The sequence below is a fragment of the Vreelandella sp. GE22 genome (assembly GCF_968212445.1).
Genome location: NZ_OZ309110.1, coordinates 766,358 through 783,908, shown reverse-complemented (window position 1 = coordinate 783,908; position 17,551 = coordinate 766,358). Strand labels below are relative to the sequence as shown.

The following is a 17,551-nucleotide window of genomic DNA, read 5'->3' as shown; positions in this document are numbered from 1 at the left end:
AGGCCGCCGCCCTCGAGCGGCGGCCTTTTCTTGTTAAAAGAGTATTAAACTCGTTCGACCAATAGCGAATTGACGCTTAAAATACGCCCTCCTCCAACGCGCGCTAACCCATTGAGCCTATCGATGAGTGATCCTATCGATAATTGACCCTATCGATGGGTTAGCGCACGTCAAGACGGCTAGCTGGCCTTAGTGTCCGCTAGCCCCTAAAGCGTTATCACAAGGGAATTTCATGAACGAAAAAAGACGCGCCCGCAGCCCCTGGCCTGGCCTATTGCTGGGTGTTGTACTGGGCATCGCGGGTATGGCGCTGGCCATTGGCGGCGTAAAGCTGCTCGGCCTGGGCGGTAGCGCCTACTACTTGATCGCCGGTATTAGCGTACTGGCAACCGGCTTACTGCTGGCACTGCGCAAAGGCGCCGCGCTTTGGCTTTTTGCCGCTACTTTGCTGGCCACGCTGGTCTGGGCGCTTTGGGAAGTGGGCCTTGACTGGTGGCAGCTGGTACCCCGCGTGGCGATTCCCTGTTTGATCGCGATCATTATGCTGCTGCCTTGGTGGCGCAAGCCGCTCGATTCTCGCGGCGGTGGCCTGGCGCTGACGCTTGGCGTCGTTGCCTGCATCGGCGTGGCCATTGCCAGCCAGTTCACCGCGCCCGGCGTTGTGGAAGGCAACCTGGCCGAGAACCGCTCGAATGGCGACATCAACCCCGCCCAAGCGGCCGGCGATGACTGGCCTGCTTATGGCGGCACCAATGCCGGCACCCATTATTCCTCGCTCGATCAGATCACGCTCGACAATATTGGCGAGCTCGAAGAGGTATGGCGCATTCAAACCGGCGACGAGCCCGGCCCCAACGCGCCCCCGGAAATCACCAACCAGAACACGCCGCTGAAGGTCAACGACGCGCTGTATATCTGCACCTCGCACAGCCGCGCCGTGGCACTCTCGCCGGAAACCGGCGAAACCCTGTGGCAGTTCGACCCCGAGATCAGCACCATGGGCGCCGAGAACTTCTCCGGCTGGGCACACATGACCTGTCGTGGACTTGCCTATTATGACGCCGCCAACTACGCCGGCGGCGAGTCTGACGAAAGCGCGACCGAGATCAGCGCAGAAGCAGCCGGCTCTTCGGAGCTTTACGCCGATGCCAGCGCCTTCGCCGTCGACGTGGCGCTGATCGAAGAACTGGCGGGCTCTACCGGCAGCGAGTCTTCCATGCTGCTTAGCCAGACCGATGTCATGTGCCCGCGCCGACTCTACTTGCCCACCGCGGATGCCCGCCTGATCGCGCTAAACGCCGACACCGGCGAGCGCTGCGCCGGGTTTGGCGACAACGGCGAGGTCGATCTGACCCGCAATATCGGCGGCTTCGATCCGGGCGGCTACTACTCCACCTCCCCGGCTACCGTGACCGAAAACCTGGTGATTCTGGGCGGCCACGTGACCGACAATAGCTCCACCGACGAGCCTTCCGGTGTGATCCGCGCCTTTGACGTGCGCACCGGCGAGCTGGTCTGGAACTGGGACAGCGGCAATCCGGAAGAGACTCAGCCGATCGCCGAGGACGAGACCTACACACGCAACTCGCCCAACGTCTGGCCGCCGATCAGCGTCGATGAAGAACTAGGACTTGTGTACCTGCCCATGGGCAATGCGACGCCGGACCAGTTCGGCGCCAACCGCACCGAGAACGACGAAACCTACAGCGCCGGTCTCGTGGCGCTGGAGCTCGATACCGGCCAGGTGGCCTGGGTCTATCAGTTCGTTCACCATGACCTTTGGGACATGGACATGCCCGCCCAGCCCGTGCTGATCGACCTGGCCACCGCGGACGGCACCCAGCCCGCGGTGATTCAGCCGACCAAGCAGGGCAGCCTTTACGTGCTCAACCGGGAGACCGGCGAGGCGATCGTGCCGATCGAGGAAATTCCCGTCCCGCAAGGCGCGGTAGAAGGCGACTGGACCGCCGAAACCCAGCCCCGCTCGGCACTGAATCTCTTGCCGCCGCCGCTCACCGAGCGCGACATGTGGGGCGCAACGCCGTTCGATCAGATGATGTGTCGTATCCGCTTCAACTCGCTACGCTACGAAGGCCAGTACACGCCGCCGTCGCTCGAGGGCAGCATCGTCTACCCGGGTAACGTGGGCGTGATGAACTGGGGCGGCGTAGCCATCGACCCGCAGCGTCAGGCACTGTTCACCGGCGCCAAGTATCTGGCCTTCGTCTCCACTTTGGTACCGCGGGACGAAATCGAAGGTCAACAGGGTTCGGCCAGCGAACAGGGCCTTCAGCCTAACGCCGGTGCACCCTACGCCGTCGAGCTCGGCCCGCTGCTGTCGATCTTCAACCTGCCCTGCCAGGCGCCCTCCTGGGGCGACGTTGCCGGTATCGACCTGCAAAGCGCCGAGGTCGTCTGGAAGCATCCCAACGGCACCACCCGGGACAGCATGCCTTTCGGCCTACCCATTGGTCTGCCGGTCGGCGTGCCGGCACTTGGCGGCCCGCTGACCACCGCCGGCGGCGTGACCTTCATGAGCGGCACGCTGGATCAGTACCTGCGCGGCTACAACCTGGAAACCGGTGAGGAGGTCTTCAAGGCCCGCCTGCCCGCCGGCGGTCAGGCCACCCCGATGACCTACACCGGCGCCGACGGCCGCCAGTACGTGGTGGTCAGCGCCGGCGGTCACGGCACCTTCGGCACCAAAATGGGGGATTACGTGATCGGCTACGCGCTGCCCGAGTAACCCCCGCCTGACCGAATGCTGCATCCGGTCGTCCTCCACCAAAACGGGCAGCCCAAGGGCTGCCCGTTTTGGTTGGCTGAACCAGTAGATGGCCAGCTTGGTGCGGTCTCGCGCTACCCTACGCGGGGGCGCTGTGAATACGTCCTTGTACGCTACTTTCGCCATCCCTGGCGAAAGACCCCCGCTACGGGCAGCCCGAGACGCGGGTGAATAGCAAGCGCTCTATACTAAAAACGGGCAGCCCCAAGGCTGCCCGTTTTCACTTTAACGACCGGCCTGGCTGACTAGAACGCAAGCTCCACGCCACCGTAAACGCTGCGCCCGGGGGCCGGCTCATAGTAGCGCCCATAGGTGCCGTTCAGGCGTACGTTGGAAAAATGCTCCCGATCGAAAATGTTTCTGAGCCCGACGAAGGCGTTGAGCCGCGAGCGCTCGTCGAGCTGCCAGCCGTCACCCACCCGCAGGTTCACCAGCCAGTAGCTGTCCGCCTCGACCTCGTTGGCGTTATCCGCTTTTAAGTCGCCGATGTACTCGGTCTCGAGGGTGGCAAACCGCTCGTTCGCGCCCTCCCAGGTCAACTGGCTGATCCAGGTCTGCTCCGGCAGGCCCGGGATACGGTTACCGTCGAAGCGCTCGGAAGGCGTGGCAAACTCATCGAAGGTGTAGCGGGCAAGCGTGAGCGCGCTGTCCACGCGCCACTGGTCAAAAAACTGCCAGCCAAGCGAGAGCTCCATGCCGTCGCGGTCGGTATTACCGGCGTTTTGGTAGAACGTGCGCCCGCCCTCGTCATAAGGCACTAGCTCATCACGCACGCGCACCGAAAACAGCGCCAAGTCGTAATCCAGCGCCAGCGGGGCTACGTAGCCGCGCAGGCCCACTTCGCGATTCCAGGATTTTTGCGGCTCTACGCTTGGGTTGAAGCCGCCGCCGCCGGCGGGGTTAGCGAACTCGGCAAAGGTGGGCGTCTCGAACGCCGTGCCGGTATTGATGTACGCCTGATGCTGCGGGCGGTAGCGGTAGCTAAGCCCGGCGGAGCCGCTCCACTCGTTGAAGGTCTGGTCGCCGCTTTGGTCGCCATCGGCGAGAAAACGATCATCCACCTCGAGCTTGACCCGATCGAAGCGCGCGCCCAGCGAAAGCGTCAGCGCCTCCGAAAGGCCCAGATCGCCCTGGGCGAACACGCCGGTCGAGGTCGCGGTCTGCTTTTCATCATTGACCTGCTCGCCGACCGCACCACTTGAACCGACGTCGTTACGAAAGCGGTCGTCCTTTTGGCGGGCAGCGTCCACGCCGACGATGTAATCCAGCGGCAACGCGCCAAGCCCCACGGAGTGGTGGTACTCGGTGCTTACCCCCATGTAGTCGCGCTCGTAGCCCAGGCGGCTGTCACCCACGTAGGGAAGCTGCTGCTCGAAATCGCGCTGGGCGTAAAAGCCCTTGATGTATAGCTCGCCCGGGCCTGCGCTCAGGTCTTCGTACTGCAAACCGACCATCTGCTGGTCCACGTTCTGGTGGGCGTCCAGCGCATTCGAATTCGGCGCGGCCTGGTCGCGGCCACGGGCCACCTCAGAGGCGTTGAGCGCCCCCGGGTCTTCCGAGCGCGGGTTTTCCAGCAGGTTGACAATGGCAGTCAGCGCGCGGTCGCTGCCCAGTTCCCGGCGCAGCTTGGCGTTGAGCAGGTACTTTTCGGTGGAGCTCTGCTCGCGGTAGCCGTCCACATTCAGCCCGGAAAGACTCACGTGGTGCGACCAGTCGCCGTTTTGGCCACCGTTTTGCAGCGAAAGCTTCTGGTAGCCGTCGCTACCCGCCTCGACGCGCACGCTCGAACCCGGGTTGGTCCGGCCATCGGCGGTGGTGATATCGATCACCCCGCCGGCGGCGTTGCCGTAAAGCACGGATGAGGGCCCGCGAATGACTTCGATACGCTCGGCACTGTCCAGGTCGATGGCATCGAGCTGGGCCTGGCCGTCGGGCAGCGTGTAGGGAATGCCGTCGACTCGTACGGTAATACCCCGCACGCCAAACGGAGCGCGCGCACCAAAGCCGCGAATGGCGATGCGCTGGCCCTGGGCGAAGTTATCGCGGTTTTGCACGAACACCCCGGGCACGCGAACGAGGGACTCGTCCAGGCGTACGCGCTGCTGCCCGCGGCTGATCTCGTCACCCTCCAGCGTTGAAACCGCAGCGGGGGTGGCGTAAAGCTCCCGCGAAAGGCGCGGGGCACTCACTTCAAGCGTAGGGAGCGCGGTGACCTCCGATGCGGGGGCCTGGGCCAGGGAGGGGCTCGTGGCCACGGCGCTTGCAAGCATAACGGAGGAGGACAACAGCTTATTCATGGCATCTCATCGTGGTCGTACGGTAAAAAGGCAAACCCTTACGAAAAGGTAGCGCTTATTGTAAACCGAGACTGCGCTTTGAAAGAAACCGGCAAGATCACATAAAAATTAACGCAAAATATTCGCTGGGCCGAGCAGCGGTCACTACACTTGTGCAGGTAGCCAGGTAACAAGCCGCTATTTTTTTACAAGCACAGGTTGATAAGCACAGGAGGCTTACCATGGCATTGACCGCCACAGACCCCATCAAGATGCTGTTCGCTATACTACTGCCCCCGCTGGGCGTGTTTCTCGAAGTCGGATTCAAAGGTCACTTCTGGCTGAACATTCTGCTCACCCTGTTCGGCTTCATTCCAGGCATCATCCACGCCTTTTACGTGATATTGAAGTACTGACCCGCCCCGTTTAAACGTATCAAACGACAAGGGCGCCTTTCGGCGCCCTTGTCGTTTTCAAGCCTATGAGCTTGTCACGTCCGTTCCGGCGCAGGCACCTCCAAGGCCTGAGGTTCCTCGTGAAGCGTCTGGCCTTCGCTGCGCGCTATCAGCGTCGTACCCGCTAAATCGCCGGTGACGTTCAGCGCGGTCGCGCCCATGCCCACCAGCGCATCGATGGCAGTCAAAAGCCCCACCACCTCGATCGGAAGCCCCACCTGGGTGAACACCGTCGAGATCATGATGATGCCCGCGCCGGGCACCCCGGCGGTGCCGATCGACACCAGCGTACCGATCAGAACGATCTGCACCATGCTGGCGAAGTCGAGCGGCGCACCGATTACGTTGGCGGCAAACACCGCGGAAATCGCGATGCGAATGGCCGCGCCATCCATGTTCATGGTGGCGCCCAGCGGCAAGCTAAAGCCGTAAATGCTTTTCGAAACGCCCAGCCGATGCGCCGCGTTCACGGTCAGCGGCAGCGTGCCGGAACTGCTTTGGGTGGCAAACGCCGTGGCCATGGGGGTTCGCGCCTCGCGGAAAAACGTGCCAAGACGCACACCGAAAAGGCGCATCGCCACGCAGTAAAGGGCGAGCTGCACGGCAAGCGCAATGTAGAGCACCACGACCATATCGCCTAGCGCCAGTAGCGTATCGAGCCCCTGCTGGCTCACGGTGCCCGCCACGATGGCAAAGACGCCAATCGGCACGTAGTGTAAAAATCCTGCCATCACCTTGAGGGTGACCTCGTTCAGCGCCTCGATCACCCCGTAAAGACGCTCACCCATCGCTTGCTGGCTCGATGACTGACGCATTTTCAAAAGCGCGATGCCAAACACCAGCGCGGTAAAAATAATGCCCAGCATGTTCAATTCGGTGAAGGCGCCAAACATGTTGTTGGGCACGATATTCAGCAGGGCATCCACCACCCCGGGGTTATCCGGCACGGAGAAACTCATGTTCTCCTCGGGCGTGGTATTACTGCCGGGGCTGAAAAGCGACGCAACGGTCAAACCCACGATGATCGCCAGCGCCGACGAGGCCAGATAATAGAGCAGCACCTTGCCGCCGATTCGCCCAACGCTACCCTCCTGGGACTGATTGATCCCGACCATCAGGGTGAACAGCACGATCGGTACGATCAGAAAGGTCAGAAGGCGCAGCAGCAGATCGCCCAGCGGTGCCAGCCACCCCGCCAGCGTCTCGCCGCCGAAAAGGCCCACCGCAACCCCTAGCACCAGCGCAATGCTGACGCGCAAAATCAGCGAGGTGCGCATATAGCCGTGTAACAACGCTTTCATAATCCCTGCCTCGGTAAAAAGAGTGTTTGGGTGGGTGTCCAGCCAAATGCCGCCTTATATGGCGTTCGCCTACGCCCAACACAACCCTGCCCACCCCTTTAGCGGCCCACGGCCTGGCAGCGAGTATAGACACTATCGACTAACGCGCCGTTAGCCAATCACCCAGGGCGGTGTCTTGCGCCGCGTAGTACACCAGGCGCAGGTGGCGGTCTTCGTCGATCGTGAGCGAAATATGGTCAACGTCCACCGCCCCAAGTGGCGCTACCTGCAGATGGCGCACGCCCAGGCAGGGCCCCTGGATATCCTGACCTGGCCACAAGGCCCTGAAATCCGCATCCACCTGCTCGAGCGTTTCGACCAGCGCGTTGATCGCCGGGTCGCGAGGAGCACGGGCCATATCACGCTTGAAGCTGGCGAGCATTTGGCGCGCCTGATCCTGCCAGGGGCAGAAAAGTGCGCGTACCGCGACATCGGTAAACAACAGCCAGAGAAGATTACGCGCCGGCCCCTCGTGGCGCGAAAACCCAAACAGCGCATCGGCGGCCGGGTTATAGGCCCGCACGTCCCAGCGCAGGTTGAGCACGTAGGCCGGACGAGTGGGTAAATCCTCCAGCAAGCGATGTACCAAAGGCGGCACCTGACACCAGGTTTTGCCGGGCTCAGAGGGCAGGCGCTGGTGGGCCAGTAAAAAAAGGTGGCGCCGCTCGGTCGCATCGAGCTTGAAAATACGCGCCAGCCGCTCGAGAAAATCGCTCGAGGCGCGGATATCGCGCCCCTGCTCCAGCCAGGTGTACCAGGTCAGCCCCACGCCAGCAAGGGCTGCGACTTCCTCCCGGCGAAGCCCGGGCGTGCGCCGCCGTGGCCCACTTGGCAGGCCCACGTCCTGTGGCGTTATCTGCTCGCGGCGGCTCTTGAGGAACTCGCCAAGTTCCGGGTGACGGCGTTGTAGCGAACGGGTCTCGGCCACGCTGTTGCCTTTAGTAATAGCATAAAGAGTTAAATTGTACCCCTTTAAAGAGCTCGCCAAAATAGCGCCGTTCACGACCACCGCGCTATATGGAGAGCTCAATGACCCCCTCTTATCGACTATCCCTTTACCTGATCGCCCTGGGCGCGTTTGCCCTGGGCATGGCCTCCTACGTGACGGCGGGGCTGATACCACTGATCACTCAGGCGTTTGACGTCTCCGATGCGGCAGCCGCGCAGCTGGTGACCGCCTTTACCCTGGCCTACGGGCTGGGCTCTCCGCTGGTGGTGGCGCTGCTACCCGGGCGCTGGCAGCGCGAAGGGCTCGTTAGCGCACTGGCCGTTTTTACGCTAGCCAATGCACTAAGCGCGCTGGCCGAAAGTTTTACCGCGCTACTGGTATGGCGGGGCGTTGCCGGCGCGGCGGCCGGGGTTTATCTGGCGATGGGGATCGCGGCGGTGGCAGCGCTTGCACCCGACACGCAGCGCGGCAAGGCGATTGCCGTCATCATGGGCGGCATGGCAAGCGGCACGGTGCTGGGCGTGCCGCTAAGTCTTGTACTGGCAAGCCAATTGGGGTGGCAATTCGCGCTCTGGCTCATCACCGCACTCGGCGCCATTGCCTGGGCCGGGCTCTATTTCAAGCTACCCACACTTGCGACCCCGAACGTCGTCTCGCTCGTGCGCAAACTCGCCCTTTTGAAACACCCCACCACCCTGGCCATCCTGGCCGTTTCGCTGATGGCGGCGACGGCGAGCCTTGGCATGTATACCTTTATCGCGCCCTTTTTGGCCGCCCCCACCTTTGGCGAGGTCTCCTCCATCACGCTCTATCTTTGGGTATGGGGCCTGGGGGGCATCGCCGGCAGCTTTCTGGTGGGGCCGCTGGCCGACAAGTACCGCGAGGCCAACGTCACACTGGTGATCATGCTGCTATTAACCATCGCGCTTTTGGCGTTTCCCCTTGCGGCCTCGCAGCACCCCTGGCTTGCCCTGGCCCCCATTGCGTTATGGGGCGCGGTGGGCTGGGCGCTACAGGTACCGCAGAACAATCAGCTCATGACGGTAAGAGAGCCCACCGGTGATGCCAACCTCGCGGTGGCGCTCAACGAATCCGCCTTGTATCTGGGAAGTGCTATCGGGGCGGCGCTTGGCGGGCTGCTACTCTCCCATGCGCTACCGCTTTGGCTACTGGCGGTAAGCGCCGCCGCTTTCGCCGGGGCGGGCGCGCTATTGCAGCTGTTCGTTCGCCGCCGCACGGCTTGAATCGCGCGGTTTGAAAGGGCCGAACAGGCATAAACCGAGCGGCGCGAGGCGAAGATTCACAGCGGGGATTATAAAATATTTGCAGAAAGGCTTTGACGCATCGATCGAATCATGACACTGTGTCGTCAGTTGGTTAGCAAGCAGCATGGTTTCAGAAGCGTACGATCTTTTCGGCAGCCTGATAGTGTATTCCTTGTTTCACCCGCTACTTCCTCTGGGTAATACCAGGAACTTTACGACAGCGCATTTGCGCGAAAGGATTTAAAAATGGCAACTGGCACAGTTAAATGGTTTAACGACACTAAAGGTTTCGGTTTCATCGCTCCTTCTGACGGTGGCGACGACCTTTTTGCACACTTCTCCGAAATTCAAGCCGACGGCTTCAAAACCCTGCAAGAAGGCGCTAGCGTCTCTTTCGACGTTACCCAGGGTAAGAAAGGCCTTCAGGCTTCTAACATCAAGCAGACTTCTTAATCGTTTAGATTAACTGCTTGAGCGGATTTCGATCCGCCCCCTCAAGGCCCGCTTATGCGGGCCTTGCTGCGTTTGGGGTTACCCAAATGCTGTCTAAAAAGCCGTAAGCGCGTACTTTTCAGACAGCATCGATTCTCAGCCTTCCTTTACCCACTTGATCACACGCACATCGACCGTGACGGTAAGCGTCTCTAACGCCTGTGCCCGCGTACGCCCTTCCACGCTTGCGCGGTAGAGATGCGGAGTCATGGTCAGCAAGTCGCCGATCGCGCCTTGATCTTCAAGCGTCACCGAGTAGCGAATCGTCTCGACGCCGCGGGCGCTGAACCCGGCCGGCGTTTCAGGATCGCCTTCGCGCTCGGGCTTGAGACGCGGGTAGATAATATCGCGTAGCTCGCGAAGATGATCCGGCCCCGCTTCCACCTGCAGCCATACCCCCCCGGGTACCAGCACGCGGGAAAACTCCGGGACCACGGGAAAACCGAACATGCACAACAGCCGGTCGATGGTGCCGTCCTGCAGCGGCAGGTTCGCGTTACTCCCCACCAGCCAGCCGCTTTTATCATCGCCCCGGCTCTGTTTGGCCGCTTGAAGCACCGCCCACTTGGAAATATCGAGGCCGACCCGCTCGAGCGCTACCTTGCCGGCCGAGTCCGCCAGCGCACGCAGGTAGTAGCCTTCGCCGCAGCCGGCGTCCAGGCAGCGCAGCGACTCGTTGGGCACGCACTCGAACACCGCCGCGCTCACCGCATCGGCAATTCCCTGATAATACCCCGCACTTAGAAAACGCTGGCGCGCCGCCACCATGGCCTTGCTGTCGCCGGGGTCGGTGGAGCGCTTTTGCTGCACCGGCAGCAGGTTCACGTGGCCCTGTTTGGCGATATCGAAACTGTGCCCCGCCGGGCAGCGCAGAGCGCCCTCATGACGGGTGAGCGGGTGGCCATCGAGCGGGCAGGCCAGCGATTCGAACGGGGTGGTTAACATGAAGGCTCTTGAAGGCAGAACGTCGAGGGCGGCACCATCAGCCAGGCGAGCGCATGACGAGCACGATGCCCAGCAAAATGACGCCGCCCCCCAACAGGAAATGGATACTCAGCGTTTCATCGAGCAGTAGCGTACCAAAAATCACCCCAAAAAGCGGCGCCAGAAACGAGAAGATACCCAACTGCGATGCCCGGTAGCGGCGCAGCAGCGAAAACCACGTGCTGGCAGGCTATCCGCTCACCTCGCGCCTCTCCTACTCCCTGATACGGCCAACGAGTGGCGAGCCCCCACCCGCGGTGGCCCAATTTTGCGAGTGGCTCTTTGCCCAGGCCGCCCTGCTTGAGCCACCGCCACCTTAACCCTGGCCCATCGCGGCCTAGCGGGCGTAGTGCTGAAACAAGCCGTGCTGCCACTGGCGCACCGCCAGCACCGAGGTCGTGCCAAAGCGCTGGGTGATGGGCAGCGCCTGCTCGCGCTCGCACAGCGCGTGAAACTCCTTGGCCAAACGCTGCATGATTTGCTGCCATTCGCTGTTGCCCGCCCGGGAAAGCAGCCCGTTGAGCACCAAAAGCTTTTCGCTTTCGCTGTTAAAGCGCGAGCGAAAGAACTCGTTGGCGATATGCTGCTGAAAAAACTGCTGGATCGGCCCGTTCGGGCGCCAGTGAAAGTGCGGCGCGACCCGGCGTTTGATGCGATTGCCCGGCAGCAGCTCGATCACCCCCAACCGCTCCAGACTCAAAAGATGGCGCGTACACTGCGCTTCGCTTAGCTGGTACTGGCGGTGTATATCGGTAAAGCTATAACCGTTGAGCACGCATACCGCGACCAAAAAGAGCTCCTGATCGTCGGCGATACACTGCTCCTGGGCGTGACTTAGCGCCTGCAAGCGGTGGGTATCCGCCTGCATGGTCTGGACCAGCTCGCTCAATTCGAGCGTCAGGTGCTCACAGATACACTCGAGCCGCGCCAGGGTGATATGGCGCTCGGCGAAAAGCCGTTTGACCGACGCCTCGCTAAGCGAAAGCCACCCGGCAACATCGGCATAGGTTTTCCCCTGGGCGCGCAATTCACGCTTCAAGGCATCGATCAGCGAGGCGGTTTGTGACATGACAGGCTCTCCTTGAGTATCTTATAACGATACTTAAGCGCGCACATAACGCAACCTGGGGTTAAAAGGTTGCGCAATACGCACCCATAAAGGACAGTTCGATGACTTCGAGACGACAAGGCTGATTTTCCAATGCAACGTGTACTGCAAACAAAAAATGCCTGGCCCTACCTGGTCGCGATTTTTCTCAACGCTTTTGTCGACCTCGGTCACAAGATCGTCATCCAGAATACGCTGTTCAAAAGCTTTGAGGGCACCACCCAAATTGCCCTGACCGCGCTGGTGAATGGCTTGATTCTATTGCCGTTCATCCTGCTCTTCACCCCGGCCGGTCACGCGGCGAACGCCTTTCCCAAAGTGCGGGTGCTGCGCCTCTCGGCCTGGGGGGCGGTGGCCGTATCATTAGGGATTACCGCCGCCTACTACGCTGGGCTTTTCTGGCTGGCGTTTGCCATGACGCTCTTACTGGCCATTCAGTCCGCGTTTTACTCGCCGGCCAAGTATGGCCTGATCAAAGGGCTCTTCGGCAAGCAGCGCCTGGCCGAAGCCAACGGCGTGGTCCAGGCGATCACCATCACGGCCATTCTAACCGGTACCGTGGCGTTTACGGCGCTGTTCGAGCGGTGGGCCAGCGCCAGCGCCAGCCCGGGGCAGATGCTCACCAGCGTTGCCCCGCTTGGCTGGCTTTTAGTGGTCAATAGCGTAATACAGGCGCTGCTGCTCTACCGCCTGCCGCTGGACTCACCGGTCAAGCCAGCCAACGAAGACGAGGCCCAGCGCCCCATGGGCGGGCGCTCCCGCTGGCGCAACCTGGAGGCCGTGGCCCGCCAGCCGGTACTTCGACTCTCGATCATTGGCCTCGCCACGTTCTGGTCGGTCGGCCAGGTACTGCTTGCCGCGTTTCCCGCCTACGCCAAGGGCGCGCTGAATATCGACAACACTCTGGTACTGCAAGGCATATTGGCCGCCAGCGGCGTGGGGATCGCGCTGGGCTCGATGCTGGCCAGCCGTTTTTCGCGCAACCGTATCGAAACCGGGCTGATTCCGGTGGGCGCGCTTGGCGTGGCGCTGGGCCTTGGCTGCCTGCCGCTACTGTCTACGCCGCTGAGCCAGGCGCTCAACTTCGTATTTATCGGCACCATGGGCGGGCTTTTTATCGTGCCGCTGAACGCGCTGATTCAGTTTCACGCCGACGAGCGCGAGCTTGGCACCGTGCTGGCCGCCAACAACTGGTTTCAAAACCTGGCCATGCTGGGCTTTTTGATCATCACCGCGCTAATGGCACTGGCCGGATTCGACAGCCGCTACCTGCTGCTACTGATTGCCGCCGTAGCGCTTTTGGGCGGCGCCTATACCGTAGTGAAACTGCCCCAGAGCCTGGTGCGCTTCGTGCTGAGTTTTCTGCTCACTCGCCACTACCGCGTGCGGGTTCAGGGGCTGGAGAACATGCCCTCCCAGGGCGGCGTACTGCTGCTGGGTAACCATATCAGTTGGGTGGACTGGGCGATCGTTCAGATCGCCTCCCCCCGCCCGGTGCGCTTTGTGATGCTTAAAAGCGTTTACGAGCTCTGGTACCTGCGCGGCTTTTTGAAAGCGCTGGGCTGCATTCCGATCGAGCGCGGCGAAAACGCCAGCAAGTCGCTGGAGCGCGTTGCCGAGCAGCTCAATGCCGGCGAGGTCGTCTGTCTTTTCCCGGAAGGCGCCATTAGCCGCACCGGCCAGCTGGGCGAGTTTCGTCGCGGCTATCAGCGCGCCTGCGAAATGGCCAATCCGGACGTCAAAATCGTGCCGTTTTACCTGCGCGGGCTATGGGGCAGCCAATTCTCACGCTCATCAAAAAAGCTGAAAACCTTACGAAGCGCCCCCCTCCACCGCTCGGTGATCGTCGCCTTCGGCGAGGGGCTTTCAAAGGATACCCCCGCAGACGTGCTCAAACGGCGTATTTTCGATCAGGCGACCCGCTCCTGGCAGCACGCCGTGGAGGAGTTCGCTACCCTGCCCGATGCCTGGATTCAAAGCGTCAAGCGCCGCCCGGGCGAACTTGCCCTGACCGACACCTCGCGCCGCACACTGACCGCCGCCCAGGCGCTTGGCGAAAGCGCGATGCTCGCCAGGCGGTTAAAAAAGCGGGCTTTGGCAACACCGTTAGGGCTTTTACTACCCAGCAGCAATGAGGGCGTGCTGACCACCATGGCTGCGCTGATGGCGAATAAAACTGCGGTCCACCTCGACGCCACGGCCGGTCAACAGGCACTCGCCCACCAGCTTGGCCAAGCGGGTATCACCACGGTCGTCACCTCCCGCGCGTTTGCCGGGGAACTTGCCCAGCGCGGGCACCCGATAACGACACTATTGGCCGGCACCGACATCGTCTATTTGGAGGATCTAAAAGCCGGCCGGGGCGAGCGCGCGCTCACCTGGCTTGGCGTACGCCTGCTTCCCACCGGCGCGCTGCGCCGTTTACTCAGCCGCGCACACCGCCCGGACGCCACGGCGGTCATTGTCTTCAAGTTAGAGCGCACCGGCACGTTCAAGGGCATCCAACTGAGCCACCGTAACCTGATGGCCAACGTCGGCCAGATCTCCGATGCACTCAATACCGAGCACAACGATGTCATGATGGCGCCTTTGCCACCGCATCAGGCCTACGGCTTGACCGCGACGCAGTTACTCGCGCTGGTGGAAGGATTGCCGCTGGTGTGCCACCCGGACCCGGAAGACGCCGTCGGCATCGCCAAAGCCGTAGCCAAACACCAGGCGACGATTCTTTGCACCAACGCCGCCTTTTTGCAAAGGCTTACCCAAAGCGACGATGTGCATCCGCTCATGCTGGACAGCCTGCGCCTGGTGGTGGCGGGCGGCGACACCGTTACCCCGGAGCTGCGCGACGCTTTCGAGCGTAAATTTCGCAAGCTGATTCTGGAGGGCTACGGCGTAACGGAAACGGCGCCGGTGGCCACGGCCAACCTGCCTGACACGCTGGATACCAACTACCTGCAGGTACAGCGCGGCGCCAAGGTAGGCAGCGTCGGCATGCCGCTACCCGGCACCAGCATCAAGATCGTCGACGCCGAAAGCCTCGAAGAGAAGGCCACCGGTGAAACCGGCACCATACTCATCAGCGGCCCCCAAGTCATGCAGGGCTACCTGAACGACGAAGCCGGCACCGCCCGGGCGTTTCACGAACAAGGCGGCCACACCTGGCTTGTCACCGGGGACAGCGGCTACCTGGACGAAGACGGTTTCTTGACGCTTGCAGAGTCGAACGACTCTTCGCCTTCAGAATGAGCCACGTGTGTATAAATACTTTTCTTCACCGGTGGGAAGGACATTTCCCCATGGAATGCCCAGCAGCACTGAACTAGATTAATGTATTCTAATTTGGGCGCCGCCCAACGATCATCGGCAACACAAGGAGAGGTTGAATGGCCAACTCTGCTATTAGCGTTTTTGAAAACCGCCGCAGCCAGTACGTTATTGGCAAGGATATTCCGCTCGGCCAAAAGGAGACGGCCGCGCTGATCCAGCAAGCGGTGAAGCTGGCGCCGTCGTCGTTCAACTCGCAAAGCTCGCGGGCGGTGATTCTGTTCAATGAGCAGCACGACCGGTTCTGGGAAATCGTGATGGACACGCTGCGCGAGATGGTGCCGCCGGAGTCCTTTGCATCGACCGAGGAGAAAGTCAACCGTTTTGCCGCGGGCGCCGGTACGGTGCTGTTTTTCGAAGAGCAGGACGTGATCAAAAACCTGCAGGAGAAGTTTCCGCTTTACGCCGACAACTTCCCGGTCTGGTCGGAGCACTCGACCGGTATCGCCCAGTTCGCGGTCTGGACGGCGCTGGCCGAGGCCAACATAGGCGCGAGCCTGCAGCATTACAACCCGATCATCGACGACGCGGTCGCCAAGGAGTGGGACCTGCCCACCACCTGGAAGCTTCGCGCGCAGATGCCGTTTGGCTCTCACGAAGCGCCCTTCGGTGAGAAAGAGTTCATGGATGACAGCGAGCGTTTCCGCGTTTTCTCCTAACAGAGGCTGCAACACATAGCGTGTGTAAGCGCTTACTTTTGAAGACGAGCAGCGTGAATCGAAAAGCCCCCGCAAGCAGTGCTTGCGGGGGCTTTTGCGTTGGCGGCTAGCGAGATTAGCCGTTCTCCCCCTCTTTGGGGCTGGAGGTGGCCATAATGGTTTTCTGCATTTTGGCGCCTTCGCCTTTGGCGATGTCTTCGTGACTGAGCACCATGATATCCCGCGGCCACCACTCGGGATGTTCATCGCGAATGAAGGTCAGCATTTTTTCACGAAGGTTCACCTCCGCATACCAGCCAGCCAACGGCTCGGAGGTCACGAAATAGCACGTCAATGTTAATTGCGGGCCGTTCTGGGCCGTCACCGCGCACAGGAGGCGGTGATGCTCGACGATATTCTCTTCTTGCTCCGCATACGCCATGAATTTCTTGCGCAGGGTGTCGATATTGGCGCTGATATGCAGCGTCAACTCCAAATAGCGGTAAAGCTTGGAGCTTTTCACCGACAGGTTCTCGAACGGCTTGGAAACGAAGTAGGTGACCGGTACGACCAGGCGCCGCTCGTCCCACACCCGTAGGCGAATGTGGGTGTAGAAGATGCCTTCGACGTAGCTCCACTGCCCTTCGAACATGACCAGGTCGCCGATGCGAATGGGCTTGGCCAGCGACAGCTGAAAAGAGGAAAGAATATTGCCCAGGACCGCTTGGCCGGCGATACCCACCAGCACGGCGAGTACACTGGCAGAGGCGAGAATCGATAGCCCCAGGGTTTCGAAGAGCTGGATCTGGCTGATCACATAAAGCGACGTCCCAACCACGGTAAACAAAATGATCGCCCGGCGTATGGCGTAAAGCGAGGTCAGAAAACGGCGCTCGTCCCGGGACTTGGTATCGTCTATTTCGCCCACCAGCTTTTTGGCCATGTTCAAAAGGATCGTATCCACCAAGCGTAGCGCGATGGAGCCAATCCCCCAGGCGATGACCATCACCAGCATCACCCGGAAACTGGTCGTTGCCATGGCCGAAAACGACACTACGTAGTCCAGCAGTACCTGGATAATGAAGGCCATGGCCAACAGAGCGATCGGTAGTTTGATGCGCAGGGCAAAAATGGTGACACTGCCCGACGGCAGTAGCGTTGACGTCAGCTCGACGAGCTTATACAACCCCCACCCGAGTACACCGATCAGTACCAAAAAGAGCGGGATGGCAATCCATTCCCAGAGCATCAACGGGCCCAGAGAAACCTTTAAGCGCTCGGGCAGTTGCCCTTCGAGCCAGGAAGGGCCGTAGGCGTCGTAAAGTATCGAAATAGAGGCAACGCTTTCGGGCATGACCAGCCAGGCGGGCTCCTGGTCCTCGATGTAATAGCGGCCCATGCGGATATCGTAGATCTCGCCGCCGGTCTCCAGGGCGGTGAGCTCGATATCCCGGCGCGGCTCGCCCGCCAGCGGGTTCTCGCCGGTGGTGCTTTCGATCACCGCATCCTGGCGGGCAGGCAGGTTGGAAGCGGTCAGCCAGTCGCCGCGCTTCAATACCTGGGAAAGCTGCATGGCAAGCTCTGCGCCGCGTTCTTGCTGCTCACCGGGGTCGATATTCGAAAGATTGAGAATGTGCGCCGCCGCCGCGTAGTCCTCGTCATCGGTGAGCTTTAAAAAACTTCTGATCGCCTCGCGCGGGGTAACGCGGGATACGTTCTCGGGCAGCTCGCCAAGGCCTGGGTTAAGCTCTTCTGCGCTAAACCAAAGCCCCTCTTCGCTATTCTCCTGTTGGGCCTGTGCCGCGCTCGAGCCAATCAATAAAAAGGCCAACAGCCCCAACACCCAGAGCGGCCAAGAGATACTTCGTTTCATGCAGTTGTCCATTGATAACGTTGGTCGAGCGAGAATGCGGCCACTAATGGCAGCGTTTA

13 protein-coding genes are annotated in these 17,551 nt (G+C 61.1%); 6 read left to right on the top strand and 7 right to left on the bottom strand.

Going from position 1 to position 17,551, the window contains the following annotated elements; genetic code table 11:
- Window positions 1-232: 232 nt before the first annotated feature.
- On the top strand, window positions 233-2,746 hold the full coding sequence (locus ACWHRL_RS03760; protein ID WP_447895287.1) for a glucose/quinate/shikimate family membrane-bound PQQ-dependent dehydrogenase: 2,514 nt from the start codon (window positions 233-235) through the stop codon (window positions 2,744-2,746).
- Between the two features lie 284 nt (window positions 2,747-3,030).
- On the opposite strand, the gene ACWHRL_RS03755 is transcribed toward ACWHRL_RS03760, so the two are convergent.
- Window positions 3,031-5,082 carry a TonB-dependent receptor family protein gene (locus ACWHRL_RS03755; RefSeq protein WP_447527942.1) on the bottom strand — a complete coding sequence of 684 codons (2,052 nt, stop codon included), beginning with the start codon at window positions 5,080-5,082 and terminating at the stop codon, window positions 3,031-3,033.
- A 221-nt stretch (window positions 5,083-5,303) separates the two neighbouring features.
- Between ACWHRL_RS03755 and ACWHRL_RS03750 the strand changes: the two genes are divergently transcribed.
- A complete protein-coding gene (locus ACWHRL_RS03750; RefSeq protein WP_447527941.1) occupies window positions 5,304-5,477 on the top strand; it encodes a YqaE/Pmp3 family membrane protein in 174 nt (57 codons plus the stop codon).
- Between the two features lie 74 nt (window positions 5,478-5,551).
- Here ACWHRL_RS03750 and ACWHRL_RS03745 read toward each other — a convergent pair whose 3' ends face one another.
- Window positions 5,552-6,817: a dicarboxylate/amino acid:cation symporter gene (locus ACWHRL_RS03745; RefSeq protein ID WP_447527940.1), complete on the bottom strand. Its 1,266-nt coding sequence runs from the start codon at window positions 6,815-6,817 to the stop codon at window positions 5,552-5,554.
- A 139-nt stretch (window positions 6,818-6,956) separates the two neighbouring features.
- Window positions 6,957-7,784, bottom strand: coding sequence for a helix-turn-helix transcriptional regulator (locus ACWHRL_RS03740; RefSeq protein ID WP_447895286.1), 828 nt, complete (start codon window positions 7,782-7,784; stop codon window positions 6,957-6,959).
- Window positions 7,785-7,885: 101 nt separating this feature from the next.
- On the opposite strand from ACWHRL_RS03740, the gene ACWHRL_RS03735 reads away from it, so the two are divergent.
- Window positions 7,886-9,049, top strand: a complete 1,164-nt coding sequence (locus tag ACWHRL_RS03735) for an MFS transporter (protein ID WP_447895285.1) — start codon at window positions 7,886-7,888, stop codon at window positions 9,047-9,049.
- A 267-nt stretch (window positions 9,050-9,316) separates the two neighbouring features.
- Window positions 9,317-9,523: a cold-shock protein gene (locus ACWHRL_RS03730; protein ID WP_447527937.1), complete on the top strand. Its 207-nt coding sequence runs from the start codon at window positions 9,317-9,319 to the stop codon at window positions 9,521-9,523.
- Between the two features lie 135 nt (window positions 9,524-9,658).
- On the opposite strand, the gene ACWHRL_RS03725 is transcribed toward ACWHRL_RS03730, so the two are convergent.
- From ACWHRL_RS03725 to ACWHRL_RS03715, 3 genes are all read right to left on the bottom strand, one after another.
- A complete protein-coding gene (locus tag ACWHRL_RS03725) occupies window positions 9,659-10,507 on the bottom strand; it encodes a putative RNA methyltransferase (protein ID WP_447895283.1) in 849 nt (282 codons plus the stop codon).
- Between the two features lie 37 nt (window positions 10,508-10,544).
- Entirely contained in the window at window positions 10,545-10,715 is a 171-nt protein-coding gene (locus ACWHRL_RS03720) for an EamA family transporter (RefSeq protein ID WP_447530496.1), read from the bottom strand.
- Between the two features lie 168 nt (window positions 10,716-10,883).
- Window positions 10,884-11,615, bottom strand: coding sequence for an XRE family transcriptional regulator (locus tag ACWHRL_RS03715; RefSeq protein WP_447527935.1), 732 nt, complete (start codon window positions 11,613-11,615; stop codon window positions 10,884-10,886).
- Between the two features lie 132 nt (window positions 11,616-11,747).
- Here ACWHRL_RS03715 and ACWHRL_RS03710 point away from each other — a divergent pair, with 132 nt between their 5' ends.
- Window positions 11,748-14,903 carry an MFS transporter gene (locus ACWHRL_RS03710; protein ID WP_447895282.1) on the top strand — a complete coding sequence of 1,052 codons (3,156 nt, stop codon included), beginning with the start codon at window positions 11,748-11,750 and terminating at the stop codon, window positions 14,901-14,903.
- A 137-nt stretch (window positions 14,904-15,040) separates the two neighbouring features.
- Window positions 15,041-15,640 (top strand): nitroreductase family protein, encoded by a 600-nt coding sequence (locus ACWHRL_RS03705; protein ID WP_447527933.1) that lies wholly within the window; start codon window positions 15,041-15,043, stop codon window positions 15,638-15,640.
- A gap of 115 nt (window positions 15,641-15,755) precedes the next feature.
- Here the strand turns inward: ACWHRL_RS03705 and ACWHRL_RS03700 are convergent, their stop codons facing one another.
- Complete coding sequence (locus ACWHRL_RS03700) at window positions 15,756-17,492, bottom strand: mechanosensitive ion channel family protein (protein ID WP_447895281.1); 1,737 nt, start codon at window positions 17,490-17,492, stop codon at window positions 15,756-15,758.
- Between the last annotated feature and the right edge of the window lie 59 nt (window positions 17,493-17,551).